Here is a 14,669-nt window from a genome sequence, read left to right as displayed (position 1 = left end):
AGTTGATAATAAGCGAGTTATATCATAATCCTGAAAAACACTCCGTGAGGGGCTGTTTTGCTTGGTACTCTTCAGGGAAAACCGGATATTTGCACTGTTGATCAACGAAACGAGACTATAAAAATGAAATTTAAATCTTTAAAAAGAAACGTAGTATGAGTGTAATTTTTAAAACAGTGCAACGCCCGTCAGATCCGCGCGTTGAGAATTCTCCGAAGAGGTATTATCCGCAACTCATTACATTGGGGCGGTCGGTAAACCTGAAGTTTATAGCACAGAAAATCCAGGACCGTTCATCACTTTCGGTAGGTGACATTAAGAGTACGATTCAGAATTTTGTAGAAAAGCTGAAAGAGCAGCTGCTGGAAGGAAAAGCGGTAAACATTGAAGGATTGGGGGTGTTTATGCTCGCAGCCAAGTCGAAAGGTGCCGAAAAGAAAGAAGACATCACGGCCAAAAGTGTAGAGGCTGTACGTATCTATTTTCAGGCTAACAAAGAGTTGAAAATTACCAAAACGGCTACCCGTGCGGGTGAAAAACTGGACCTGATCAGTCTGGACGATTACCTGAAAGGGACAACTGATGGAGGAGACGGAGGTATCGTAGATGATCCGACGGCATAAAACGGCTGGCGGAGAGGTAATGATCCTGTAACAGACGAATAGAAAACAGGATGTGTGTATGGCTTCCGGCCGATTCCCGAAGAAACGGGACGGCCGGGAGCCTTTTTTTACTTCGCTTAGGCTTTTTTGTGTGCAAACATGGAAGGGAACGCTTGTCAGATGGAAGGGAATGATTATCTTTGCAACTTCGAATAAAACTACGGAATAAAATGGTTAAGAAGATAGTAAAAGGCCTTTGGATTTTCTTTGCACTGATGGTGCTGGCAGGAATTGCAGTATTTGCTTCTATCGCTTATGGATGGATTGGATATATGCCTCCTGTGGAAGAATTGGAAAATCCAAATTACAAGTTTGCCACCGAAATTCTTTCGGAGGACGGTAAGGTTTTAGGAACATGGTCGCTTAGTAAGGAGAATCGTGTATATACCTCATATAATGAACTTTCACCTAACATCATCAATGCACTGATAGCAACGGAAGATGTACGCTTTGCCGAACATTCGGGTATTGATGCCAAGGCACTGATACGCGCTGTAGTGAAACGTGGATTATTGATGCAGAAAAACGCAGGTGGAGGTAGTACGCTCTCGCAGCAACTTGCCAAGCAGCTGTTCACAGATGAAGTTGCCAAAAACACTCTGCAACGTCTGTTTCAGAAACCGATAGAGTGGGTGATTGCTGTGAAATTGGAGCGATATTACACCAAAGAGGAAATTCTGAGTATGTATCTCAATAAGTTCGACTTTCTGAACAATGCAGTGGGAATTAAAACGGCTTCATATACCTATTTCGGATGCGAGCCCAAAGATCTGAAAATAGAACAGGCTGCTACGCTGATTGGTATGTGTAAAAATCCTTCGCTTTACAATCCGGTGCGCTTCAACGAGCGTTCGCGCGGACGACGGAATACGGTGCTGGATCAAATGAGAAAGGCCGGATATATCACAGCGGAAGAGTGTGATTCATTGCAGAATCTGCCGTTGGAATTGGTATATCACCGGGTGGATCACAAAGAAGGATTGGCAACTTATTTCCGCGAGTATCTACGTGGTGTGATGACTGCTTCTAAACCGGTCCGCAGTAATTATCGTGGCTGGCAAATGCAGAAGTTTTATGAAGATTCGATCGACTGGGAAATGAATCCGTTGTATGGTTGGTGTGAGAAGAATAAGAAAAAGGACGGTTCAAACTATAACATCTATACGGACGGGCTGAAAATTTATACAACTATCAACTCACACATGCAGCGCTATGCCGAGGAAGCAGTAGAAGAACATATTGGGGAGCATTTGCAACCTCTGTTCTTTAAAGAGAAAAAAGGACGCAAAAAGGCACCATACAGTAATCAACTGACTCAAGAGGAAATTGACCGCATCCTGGACAGAGCTGTAAAACAGACCAGTCGTTATCAGAGTATGAAAGCAGCCGGAGCTTCGGAATCGGAGATCAAGAAGGCATTCGACAAACCGGAGCCGATGTCAGTCTTTACATGGCATGGTGAAAAAGATACCATTATGACTCCAATGGATTCCATCCGTTATTATAAACACTTCCTGCGTGTCGGATTTATGTCGATGGACCCGATAAACGGACAAGTGAAGGCGTATGTAGGTGGTCCGAACTATACTTATTTTCAATATGACATGGCAATGGTGGGACGTCGTCAAGTGGGATCTACCATTAAACCGTATCTGTATGCATTGGCTATGGAAAACGGATTCTCACCTTGTGATGAGACACGTAATGTAGAAATCACTCTAATTGATGAAAATGGAAAACCTTGGTCACCCAAAAACACTTCAAAAGGACATTATGGTGAAATGGTGACTTTGAAATGGGGACTTGCAAACTCAAATAACTGGATTTCGGCATATCTGATGAGTAAGCTGAATCCGTATGCTCTGGCACGTTTGATCCACACTTTCGGTGTACGCAATAAAGACATTCAACCTACAGTATCTCTCTGCCTCGGTCCGTGTGAAATTTCGGTGGGAGAGATGGTAAGTGCATATACGGCATTTGCCAATAAAGGAATCCGGGTGGCTCCATTGTTTGTGACTAAAATAGAGGATAGCGAAGGTAATATATTGGCCACCTTCTCGCCACAGATGGAAGAGGTTATCAGTGCATCGAGTGCTTATAAGATGCTGGTAATGCTGCGTGCCGTAATCAATGAAGGTACAGGAGGACGTGTCCGCAGGTATGGAATAACAGCCGATATGGGTGGTAAGACCGGAACGACTAACCGCAACTCGGACGGATGGTTTATGGGATTCACTCCTTCGCTGGTATCCGGATGCTGGGTAGGCGGTGAAGAACGTGATATCCATTTCGACTTGATGAGAGATGGGCAAGGGGCTGCGCTGGCATTACCTATTTGGACAAAATACATGCATAAGGTGTTTGCAGACCAGACATTGGGATATGATCCGAAAGAGACTTTTAAACTGCCTGACGGATTTGATCCATGCAAAGATTTCAGTATTTCGGGAGACAGCATCATAGATGAACCGGCATCGGGACTGGACGATTTATTCAATTAACGTAGTCAGTGATGCACTCCTGTCTGATTTGTATAGGAAGCAATTATAACCGGAAGGAGAATCTCCTTCTTGCCCGTAGGAGGCTGACGGCTCTGTTTCCCTCCATCCGCTTTACGGGTGAGCAGGAAACAAGGCCGTTATTCTTTCGTAATCCGGCGTTGTTCTCTAACCAAGTGGCTCGCTTCTATACTGATGCGGACGCCGAACGGGTGGTGAAAGAGTTGAAAACAATCGAAAAGGAGGCTGGAAGAGAGAAGGAAGACAAAAAGAGGGAAAAGGTTTGTCTGGATATCGACTTACTCGTTTTTGATAACCGGGTATTGAAACCGGAAGACTTGAAAAGAGACTATATTCTCAAAGGACTTGAAGAACTGAAGTAGCCTATGGCTCGCAACTAAATATAAGAAATATGAAATTTTTAGGAATAATTCCCGCACGTTATGCTTCTACCCGCTTCCCGGCAAAACCATTGGCTATGCTGGGAGGAAAAACGGTGATACAACGTGTATATGAACAAGTGGCCGGTGTGCTTGATGATGCCTATGTAGCCACGGATGACGAACGGATCGAAGCTGCTGTAAAAGCATTTGGCGGCAAGGTAATAATGACTTCTGTTAACCATAAAAGTGGAACAGACCGCTGTTATGAAGCTTGTACAAAGATAGGCGGGGACTTTGATGTAGTGGTTAACATACAGGGAGATGAACCTTTTATTCAGCCTTCGCAGCTGAAAGCTGTAAAAGCCTGCTTTGAAGATGTGTCTACACAGATTGCTACTTTAGTGAAACCCTTTCCGGCAGATGACGAGCTTGCCGTGCTGGAAAATGTGAATTCTCCGAAGGTAGTACTGAATAAAAACATGAATGCATTGTATTTCAGCCGGTCTGTGATCCCGTACCAACGTAACGCGGATAAAAAAGATTGGTTGAAAAATCACACTTATTATAAACATATCGGACTATATGCATACAGAACAGAAGTACTGAAAGAGATAACTTCACTCCCACAGTCTTCGTTGGAGCTGGCTGAATCATTGGAACAACTTCGCTGGCTGGAAAACGGGTATACCATTAAAGTCGGAATCAGTGAAGTAGAGACAATCGGGATCGATACACCTCAGGACCTGGAAGAGGCAGAGAAGTTTTTACAGAAAAATAATTTATTATGAACCGGACACTTCAACCCGAAATTCAGGAATTAGTTCAGTTCAACATCCTTCCTCCGGAACGTACGGTAATGCCGAACGGAGTACCGTTGACGGTTATCAATGCCGGCGAACAGGATGTGGTACGCGTTGACATTTTGTTTGGTGGCGGACGTTGGCAACAGTCGAAAAAACTACAGGCATTGTTTGCGAACCGTATGTTGCGTGAAGGCTCCCGGAAATATACCGCAGCAGAGATTGCTGAAAGGCTGGATTATTACGGGGCATGGCTCGAACTGTCCAGTTCGGCGGAATATGCATATGTCACACTGTACTCACTGAATAAGTATTTTGCCGAAACGCTCGATGTGCTTGAATCGATTATCAAAGAGCCGCTTTTTCCGGAAAAAGAGCTGAATACGGTAATAGATGCCAATATTCAGCAGTATTTGGTTAATACGTCAAAAGTGGATTTTCTGGCACACAGGAGTCTACTGAGGGCACTTTATGGTGAAGAACATCCATGCGGACGCTATGTGGAGGAGACAGACTATCATAACATAACTCCGGACTTATTGCGTGAGTTTTATAATACGTATTATCATTCGGGAAATTGCTATATTTACCTTTCCGGTAAAGTAACGGACGAAATTACCCGCCGTATAGAAGTTGCATTCGGTATGGTTCCGTTTGGCAATCATCAGCAAAGGCTGGTTAAGAAAGAATATCCGTTTGTTGCGGTCCCGGAGAAGCGTATTTTCACGGAAAGAGAAGATGCAATGCAGAGTGCGGTGAAATTGGGAACTACAACTATCTTGCGAACACATCCCGATTATCTGAAACTACGGGTGTTGATCACTCTGTTCGGGGGGTATTTCGGCAGTAGATTGATGTCGAATATTCGTGAAGATAAAGGATATACCTATGGAATTTCTGCCGGGATCATGTTCTATCCGGGTAGTGGCCTGCTTGGCATCAGCACGGAGACAGCGAATGAATATGTAGAACCGTTGATACAGGAAGTTTACAAGGAGATCGATAAATTGCAGAATGACCGGGTGGCACCGGAGGAGCTGGCCATGGTACGTAACTATATGCTTGGAGAGATGTGCCGGAATTATGAATCACCTTTCTCACTGGCTGACGCTTGGATGTTTATCCTTACTTCCGGTTTGGATGATGCTTATTTTGCCCGCTCGCTACAAGCTGTGAAGGAGGTTACGCCGGAAGAAATACGGGAGTTAGCAGGTCGTTATTTGTGCAAAGAGAATTTAAAAGAGGTCATTGCAGGTAAAAAGTTAGCATAAAAAAGCGTCAAAAGAAAGCAGCTTTAGTGTATAAATTGTATATTTGCCAAATGAAAACAACAAGATACATCTATACAGCACTCATTTTAGCGGCTCTTTCGCAAGGGAGTGCTGTCGCACAAAATAAAGGTGGATTCTTCAGCAAAGTGCGGGACACCTTCTCTACTGAAATTAAAATAGGAAACTACACGTTTAAGGATGGCTCCGTATATACCGGAGAAATGAAGGGACGTAAGCCAAACGGTAAAGGTAAGACTGTTTTTAAGAATGGCGACGTTTACGAAGGGGAGTACGTAAAAGGTAAGCGTGAGGGATTCGGAGTTTATACTTTCCCAGACGGTGAACGGTATGAAGGACAGTGGTACCAGGACCAGCAACATGGCAACGGGATCTACTATTTTATGAACAATAACCGTTATGACGGTATGTGGTTTCAGGATTATCAGCACGGGCCGGGAACGATGTATTACCATAATGGAGACGTATATGTGGGTGACTGGGTGAACGACAAACGTGAAGGTAAAGGAACATACACTTGGAGAGACGGTTCCAAATACGTGGGCGACTGGAAAAATGATAAAAAAGACGGTAAAGGCGTATTGGAATGGAATGACGGTTGTAGATATGACGGTGACTGGAAAAATGATGTCCGTGAAGGTAAAGGAACCTTTGAATATACAAACGGTGAAAAATATGTGGGTGACTGGAAGGACGACTTGCAACATGGAAAAGGTATCTTCTTTCTGGGAGGCGACCGCTATGAAGGTTCATATCTGCAGGGCGAACGTACCGGTTCCGGTATATATTATCATGCTAATGGTGACAAATATGTAGGTAACTTCAAAGATGGCATGCAGGATGGTGAAGGTACGTTTACCTGGGCTAACGGTGCCGTATATGAAGGTGAATGGAAAGATAACAAGCGTAACGGACATGGAACCTATAAATGGAGCAACGGGGATGTGTACGAGGGAGAATGGAAGAATAACCAGCCCAATGGTAAAGGTACTCTTACTTTGACAAACGGTACCAAATATAAAGGTGGATTTGTGAACGGATTGCAGGAAGGTAATGGAGTGGAAGAAGATAAAAACGGGAATCGTTATGAAGGCTTCTTCAAGCAAGGTAAGAAAAATGGACCGTTTGTAGAAACAGATAGTACCGGAAAAGTAATCCGTAAAGGAACTTACAAATTCGGACGACTGGAACAATAGACAGAGCAGAGATAAGCATAAATAAAAAAACGTAGAACTGAAAGTTCTACGTTTTTTTATTGTCCTTTATCCTATCTTTCTTAGATAATGTATTGTGAACTGATGGATTCGTTGTTCATTACACGTTTAATTGTTTCGGCAAACATATCGGCAATGCTCAGCTGTTTTACTTTGACACATTTTTTAGAATAAGGAATGCTGTCGGTGAAGACCATTTCAGTCAGTCCTGACTCCTGAACACGGAATGATGCGGGATCGGACATTACACAGTGACTGGCAATGGCACGTACTGAGTTGGCTCCGGCTTCAAGCATGATGTTGGCGGCTTTTGTAATAGTACCGGCTGTATCAACAATATCGTCAATCAATACTACGTTTTTACCTTTTACATCGCCGATGATCTGCATAGAGGCTACTTCATTTGCTTTCTCACGTGACTTATTGCAGAGAACCAGGGGTACACCCAAATACTTGGAGAATGTACTTGCTCTTTTTGAACCACCGACGTCGGGAGTTGCAATTACGAGTTCTTCCAGCTTCAATGACTGAATATAGGGGAGGAACACGGCCGAAGCATACAAGTGATCCACCGGAATATTGAAGAAGCCCTGAATCTGGTCTGCGTGCAAATCCATTGTGATCAGACGATCGATGCCTGCAACTGAAAGCAGGTCTGCTACCAGCTTTGCGCCGATAGAAACACGTGGTTTATCTTTTCTGTCCTGACGTGCCCATCCGAAATAGGGGACAACTGCAACGACGCTCTTTGCGGACGCTCTCTTGGCTGCATCGATCATCAGAAGAAGTTCCATCAAATTGTCGGAATTAGGGAAAGTGGACTGAACCAGGAATACGTGTGCGCCACGAATTGACTCTTCATAAGAAACTGCAAATTCACCATCAGCAAAGTGGGTGATATTCATGTTTCCCAAAGGACAATTGAGGCTTGCGCAGATTTTTTCTGCCAGGTATCTCGAATTAGTTCCCGAGAATACCATAAAGGGTGCTTTTTCGCTCATTGTGTGTAATAGTTGTTACCTATTGGTTATAATTTGCGCGCAAAGGTATGAATTATCTGGGCATTTTAAAAGACTTATTGTAGAAAAAATTGTAGTTTTGCTACCTGAACACTAATTGTATCCGAAAAGAAATGAATCCGCGTTTGCCTATAGTGCTTTTTTGTGTGTTGTTGCTGACGACATTCTTCTCTTGTGTCGATACAGCTCCAACCAAGGAGGTACAGCATATCGATTCGCTAAACCAACTGGCATATACTTATCGATATAGAAATCTGGATTCTTCTTGCCGGGCTGCGTCGCAGGCCTATAAAGAGGTTAGCATGTATCAGCAGGGAAAAGCGGAAGCCTCCAATAATCTTGCTTTCTGCGCTTTCATGCGGATGGATTTTGATAATGCGGAACGTTTGTATAAAGAGGTCTACAATCTGACGAAAAATGAACTGGAGCTTTTGATTGCTGATATCGGACTGATGAAAATTTATCAGCGGACAGCTATGAATAAAGAGTTCTATGATTACAGGAATAGTGCAATCCGGAGAATGAAGCGGATTGATGAAGAAAGTAACCTGTTTATAGATCGTCACGAAAGTGCCCGGTTGAATTATGCTTTTACAGAATTTTTTATCGTTTCAGCGGTTTATTACTACTATCTGCAACAACGTGCCGAGGCGATGGCTTCGCTGAACGAAATACGGCAAAACGAGGAGTTGGCAGCCGATACAAATCAAATTCTCTATTTTCATTATATCAAAGGTTCAGCCGGTTTATGTGAGGGGAAAACACCGGAAGACCGGAAGCTTGAAGAGTTTGATGAACTGTATACCACTTGGAAAATGGCATCGGAGCAAGGATATTTATACTTCGAAGGAAATGGCTTGCAGGGGCTTGCCAATCTGATGGCATCTCCGGGTAGTTATGAATTATTCCTGAACAGGCGTTCGCATGCTCTGACAAGATTCGGTATGCCTGTAGATTCATTGTTGCCGTTGAGATTAGGACAAATGGCACTGGAACGTTTTCGCAAATATAACGACCTTTATCAAATAGCGGGTGCCTATGTATCAATCGGCAAATATCTGAATGCTCATGGGCGCTATGCAGAAGCGCTGGACACGTTGGCAAAAGCGTTGGATTGCGTAAACCAGCACCATATAACATATTACCATTCTGTAGCAGATACACTTGATAAACTGGAGGTGTTTGTCCCAAACAAAGATGTGGCATATACTGAAGTAACCTGGCTTGGGAAAGAAAAGGTGAAAACTGTGCCGGAATGGATCTCCAGAATACGTGAACAGTTGAGTGTGTCATTTGCGTGTCTGGGTATGAAACCGGCTTCGGATTATAATAGAAATGTCTATCTGGATATCTTGCGATATACCCGTCAAGACAAGGAACTGGAGAGTCGTTACCTGTCTCTGGAACAAGAATCCAGACAGTTGAATGTGGTATTATTTTTCGTAGTTATAGGGCTCGTACTGGTTGCTGTCATGTTTTGGCTGTTCAACAAAAGATCGAAAGTACGAAACCGCATCCATATTGCCCGTTTGAAACAAACATTGGATGTCTGTCAGAAAATCACCGCTTCTATCCCGGCTGATGTGGCGGATGAAAGTGAGATTGTACGTGCCATCGCCGGATCGATATTGCCGGATATGGAACAATTGTTTAGTGCGACAGGAATCAGAATCGGGGTGAGGGATGAAGAAGCTGGAGAAATTAAGTTTGACGAAGAATGTGAAAGTGAACAAGAAACTGAAGTAAAGCCGGGTAGCGAGATTGGTATAAGAGCCGACTTTAATTTATATGTACCCGATAAAACAGATCCTATCGGTATTTTGATTCTCTTTACCCGCCATCGGCTGAATAAAGACGAACAGGCGTTGGTGAAAGTAATAACTCCTTATATTGCTTGGGCATTAGACAATGGAATGACATTTATTTCATTGGGTGATGAACGAAATAAGCTGGAAAAACAAAGGTATGTTTATGAACAGCACATCGCCGGAAACAAACGTCAGAACCTGATAAAAAAATCCTGCCTGGCTATCGTAGACGGAATCAATCCGTATATAGATCGGATTATTAACGAAGTCCACAAGCTGACGGAAAAAGGCTTTATTAATGACGACCGGATAAAAAAAGAGAAGTACCAGTACATTGACGAACTGGTCACTACTATCAATGAATACAATGATATATTGGCGTTGTGGATTAAAATGAGACAAGGTTCACTTAGCCTGAATATTGAAAATTTTGAGCTGAACGAACTGTTTGAGTTGATAGGCAAAGGGCGTAAAGCTTTTGAAATGAAGAAGCAGAGGCTTGAAATAGAACCGACAGGGGCATTGGTAAAGGCGGATAAAGCTCTGACCTTGTTTATGATTAACACACTGGCCGAGAATGCCCGCAAATATACCCCGGAGGGAGGTACCGTAAAGATATATGCTGGGACGACCGATGAATATGTGGAGATTTCTGTGGAGGATAACGGACGAGGACTTTCGTCTGAAGATATAACGAAAATTATCGGTGAGAAAGTCTATGATTCTCAATCGATAGGGATGAAAGAAAGTACGGATCAAGAAGAACTGAAACGCAGTAAAGGCAGTGGGTTCGGACTGATGAACTGTAAGGGAATTATTGAGAAATACAAAAAGACCAACGACTTGTTCAGGGTGTGTACATTTAACGTAGAGAGCACACCGGGTAAAGGAAGTCGCTTCTATTTCCGGTTGCCTCCCGGGATACGTAAGATCTTCGGGATCTGGCTATACCTGATCATATCTTGCAGTTTCTTCTCTTGTCAGGATGAACCGATGCCGGAGAAACTGAAAGATGTCCCTGTCGACTCCGTAACCTTGGTAGCTGAAGAGGAATACGAACGTTTATTAGACGAAGCTTCCCGCTTTGCTGATACAGTGTACTATTGTAATGTGATAGAAAATTTTGAACTCGCTTTGCAGTATGCCGATTCGGCACTAAACCGACTGAATGCACATTATAAAAAGTATGCTCGCCATCCTCAACGATATATGAAACTGGTGGGGAGTGGAGTACCGGCCGAACTGGAATGGTGGGTGGAACCGTTCAATACCGATTTCCATGTGATATTGGATGTGCGAAACGAAGCGTCAGTCGCTTTCTTAGGTCTCAAAAAACTGGATGCATATAATTACAATAATGTCGCTTATACGGCATTATATAAACTGACTGGAGAAGATCAGTCTCTGGAAGGTTATTGCCGTCAACTGGAACGGTCGACTACTAATAAGACAGTAGGGATTATTTTGTGTATTCTTTTGTTAGTGGTTTCTCTTTGCGGCTATTATCTTTTGTACATGCGCAAACGGCTCCTGAACCGCCTGAATCTGGAGCAAGTCCTGGAGATTAACAAAAAAGTATTTGCCTCTTCACTGACACGTACGCAAGAATCGGCAGAAGCTTTGCAACGCGAAGAAGATACGCTGAAAGAGATACCACAGAGAATTGTAAATGAAGCTTTTGACTCGGTAAACGAACTTTTGACCATAGAGAGGTTAGGCATTGCTGTATATAACGAAATGGGACATCGGCTTGAGTTTGCTTCCAGTCCTCGCATGAATGTGACTCCGGAAATTGTACAACAATGTTTTGACTGTCAGTCTTATCTTTCGGACAAAGACATGCAAGCATTACCTTTGCTGGTCGATGCGGGAGGTGAACATCAGTGTGTGGGTGTATTATATTTGGAAAGGCAGGAAGAAAGCATGCAAGAGGCAGACCGCCTGCTGTTTCAATTGATCTCCAGATATGTAGGCATTGTGGTCTTTAATGCAGTTGTTAGGCTTGCTACGAAATACCGCGATATTGAAGCAGCACATGAAGAAACAAGAAGAGCTTCATGGGAAGACAGTATGCTGCATGTACAGAACATGGTACTGGATAATTGCCTTTCGACCATTAAACATGAAACGATTTATTATCCGAATAAAATCAAACAGATCATCGGCAGGTTGAATGTGCAGTCCCTCTCAGAAGAGGAAGAGAAGGAGAGTGTAGAGACCATTAGTGAGCTGATAGAATATTATAAAGGTATTTTTACGATATTGAGTTCGTGCGCTTCACGTCAGTTGGAAGAGGTTACATTTCGGAGAACAACAATTCCGGTTGCCGATATAATGGCATATGCCGGTAAGTATTTCAAGAAAGCTGGTAAAGGGGGTGCTAATAAGATAACGATGGCTATAGAGCCTCTTGAAGCTAAAGTAATAGGAGATATCAATCAATTGCGTTTTCTTATGGAAAACCTGATTGATGAAGCCCTCTCTTTCCATCAGGATGGAGAGTTGATATTAAAAGCTGTCGCAGACGGAGAATACATTCGTTTCCTGTTTACAGACAGAAGACGTGAAAAACACGTAGAAGAACTGAACCTGTTGTTTTATCCGAATCTGGCACGTATGACTTCGGGGGAAAAAGGTGAGTTGCGGGGAACTGAATACTTGATATGCAAACAAATTATCCGTGATCATGATGAATTTGCCGGAAGACGCGGTTGTCGCATCAATGCCGAACCAGCACAGGGGGGAGGATTTACAGTCTATTTTACTGTACCTAAAAGATAAGAAAACTAATATACATAGATAATAGTATGGAAGATAAGAAATTTAAAGTAATTATTGTAGAAGACGTCAAACTGGAACTGAAAGGAACCGAAGAAATATTCCGTCATGAAATACCGAATGCCCAGGTAATTGGTACGGCAATGACGGAAAATGAATTCTGGCCTTTGATGGAGACTCAGTTACCCGATATGGTATTGCTGGATTTAGGGTTGGGAGGCTCTACGACGATCGGTGTCGATATTTGCCGGAACATATTTAAACGCTATCCAGGGGTGCGGGTGCTGATATTCACAGGAGAAATTCTAAATGAAAAGTTATGGGTAGATGTATTGAACGCCGGAGCAGATGGAATTATATTGAAAACAGGTGAATTACTGACCAAAACAGATGTGCAGGCCGTGATGGATGGCAAAAAACTGGTATTTAATTATCCTATTCTGGAGAAGATTGTCGAGCGGTTTAAAAAATCCGTTGGCAATGACGCTAAACGTCAGGAAGCTGTCATAAGCTATGATATCGATGAATATGACGAACGGTTTCTCCGCCACTTGGCCTTAGGGTATACCAAAGAGATGATAGCTAACCTGAAGGGTATGCCTTTCGGAGTGAAATCACTGGAAAAACGGCAAAACGATTTGATTGGGAGGTTGTTTCCGCAAGGTGAACGGGTGGGAGTAAACGCAACCCGGCTGGTGGTTCGTGCATTAGAACTTCGCATTATCGATCTGGACAATCTGGAAGCCGATGAAGAGTAAATGGCGCATTCCGCATCCGGCAACGATGTTCTTCCTGTTTACGCTGGCAGTCATCTTTTTATCCTGGATATTCGATATCTATGGACTAAGAGTACAGCTTCCGCAAACAGGAGCGGAAATTCGTGTGCAGAGTCTGCTGAGTCCGGAGGGGATTCGCTGGATGTTGCGGAATGCGATCACTAACTTTACTGGGTTCGCACCGCTGGGCATGGTACTGACAGCAATGTTTGGCATCGGAGTAGCCCAACATTCCGGATTTATCGATGCTTGTATCCAACAGGGAGTGAAGAACCGGAGAAACACTAAAAAAATAATTCTTTGGGTGATTATCCTGGGATTGTTATCGAATATAGTGGGGGATGCAGGTTATATCATACTACTGCCGATAGCAGCTACTCTGTTTTATTCGGTTGGATTGAATCCGGTAGCAGGAATCATCACTGCATACGTATCGGTATCTTGTGGCTACAGTGCCAATGTGATGTTGAGTACAATGGATCCGTTGATAGCCCGTACCACACAAGAGGCGGCCATCGACTCCGGAGTATATCAGGGAAACACAGGACCTTTATGCAATTATTATTTCATGTCTGCTTCTACATTTATTATTGGAGCTATTATTTATAGAATAACCTGTAAACAACTGATTCCTTCTTTGGGAGAATATGAGGGAATGCAAATATCTGAGGTCTATAAACAACTCTCGCGGAAAGAACGTCGGGCTATGACTATGGCAATCGTAGTAGGGATGATCTACGCCTCAATCATACTATGGGCTACTTTTTCATCTTGGGGTATTTTGCGGGGAGTAAATGGAGGACTGATACGTTCACCTTTCATTATGGGCATTTTATTCTTACTATCGTTGGGAGCTGCAATCATGGGAATGGTCTACGGATTTAGTTCCGGACGTTATCGTACGGACGGAGATGTAATAGAGGGACTGGCAAAACCGATGAAGTTATTGAGTGGCTATCTTGTCATTGCTTTTTTTGCTGCTCAGATGTTTGCTTGCCTTGAATATTCACATCTTGATAAATGTGTGGCTATCATAGGGGCCAATTTGCTTTCTTCGGTGCAAGTAGGTCCATTATGGACTCTCATCCTGTTTATATTGTTCACTGCTGCAATCAATCTGATTATGGTTTCTGCGACTGCCAAGTGGGCCTTTATGGCTTTTATCTTCGTACCTGTATTTGCACGGATGGGGATTGAACCGGATATGACGCAATGCGCTTTTCGGATAGGTGACAGTGCGACAAATGCCATTACCCCATTTATGTTTTATATGCCTTTAGTATTAACCTATATGCAACAATACGATAAACAGGCCACTTATGGTTCGCTTTTAAAATATACCTGGCGATATTCTGTATATATATTGATAGGCTGGACTATGTTACTTTTTATTTGGTATTTAACTGGCTTACCTTTAGGATTATAGAATAGTGTGATGA

10 protein-coding genes are annotated in these 14,669 nt (G+C 43.2%); 9 read left to right on the top strand and 1 reads right to left on the bottom strand.

The features are described from left to right. Window positions 1–155 precede the first annotated feature (155 nt). The 6 genes from KO473_RS20230 (at window position 156) to KO473_RS20205 (ending at window position 6,831) form a co-directional block, all read left to right on the top strand. Window positions 156–623 (top strand): HU family DNA-binding protein, encoded by a 468-nt coding sequence (locus KO473_RS20230; RefSeq protein ID WP_005805993.1) that lies wholly within the window; start codon window positions 156–158, stop codon window positions 621–623. A gap of 209 nt (window positions 624–832) precedes the next feature. After that, entirely contained in the window at window positions 833–3,166 is a 2,334-nt protein-coding gene (locus KO473_RS20225; protein ID WP_122130629.1) for a transglycosylase domain-containing protein, read from the top strand. Between the two features lie 11 nt (window positions 3,167–3,177). Next, window positions 3,178–3,546 (top strand): 2-amino-4-hydroxy-6-hydroxymethyldihydropteridine diphosphokinase, encoded by a 369-nt coding sequence (locus KO473_RS20220; RefSeq protein ID WP_005805998.1) that lies wholly within the window; start codon window positions 3,178–3,180, stop codon window positions 3,544–3,546. Window positions 3,547–3,575: 29 nt separating this feature from the next. Next, the gene (gene kdsB, locus KO473_RS20215; RefSeq protein WP_005777647.1) at window positions 3,576–4,334 is read left to right on the top strand and encodes a 3-deoxy-manno-octulosonate cytidylyltransferase; all 759 of its coding nucleotides are present in this window, start codon (window positions 3,576–3,578) and stop codon (window positions 4,332–4,334) included. After that, a complete protein-coding gene (locus KO473_RS20210; protein ID WP_122130628.1) occupies window positions 4,331–5,617 on the top strand; it encodes a pitrilysin family protein in 1,287 nt (428 codons plus the stop codon). Before kdsB ends, KO473_RS20210 begins: the two co-directional genes overlap by 4 nt. Window positions 5,618–5,667: 50 nt before the next feature. Beyond that, window positions 5,668–6,831, top strand: coding sequence for a phosphatidylinositol-4-phosphate 5-kinase (locus KO473_RS20205; RefSeq protein ID WP_005777650.1), 1,164 nt, complete (start codon window positions 5,668–5,670; stop codon window positions 6,829–6,831). 80 nt (window positions 6,832–6,911) lie between these two features. On the opposite strand, the gene KO473_RS20200 is transcribed toward KO473_RS20205, so the two are convergent. Then, window positions 6,912–7,850, bottom strand: coding sequence for a ribose-phosphate pyrophosphokinase (locus KO473_RS20200; RefSeq protein ID WP_005777652.1), 939 nt, complete (start codon window positions 7,848–7,850; stop codon window positions 6,912–6,914). Between the two features lie 131 nt (window positions 7,851–7,981). On the opposite strand from KO473_RS20200, the gene KO473_RS20195 reads away from it, so the two are divergent. Genes KO473_RS20195 through KO473_RS20185 form a run of 3 tightly spaced genes read left to right on the top strand, consistent with a single transcriptional unit; the run spans window position 7,982 to window position 14,656 of the window. Next, window positions 7,982–12,457, top strand: a complete 4,476-nt coding sequence (locus KO473_RS20195) for a DUF5113 domain-containing protein (protein WP_005820202.1) — start codon at window positions 7,982–7,984, stop codon at window positions 12,455–12,457. A gap of 26 nt (window positions 12,458–12,483) precedes the next feature. Continuing rightward, window positions 12,484–13,212, top strand: coding sequence for a DUF5932 domain-containing protein (locus KO473_RS20190; protein ID WP_122130627.1), 729 nt, complete (start codon window positions 12,484–12,486; stop codon window positions 13,210–13,212). Beyond that, complete coding sequence (locus KO473_RS20185) at window positions 13,202–14,656, top strand: AbgT family transporter (protein ID WP_216035145.1); 1,455 nt, start codon at window positions 13,202–13,204, stop codon at window positions 14,654–14,656. Before KO473_RS20190 ends, KO473_RS20185 begins: the two co-directional genes overlap by 11 nt. Window positions 14,657–14,669: the final 13 nt, after the last annotated feature.

This window comes from Bacteroides sp. HF-4919 (assembly GCF_018860125.1).
Note: the sequence above shows the minus strand (reverse complement) of the source record. Positions and strands in the feature narration are given on the sequence as shown.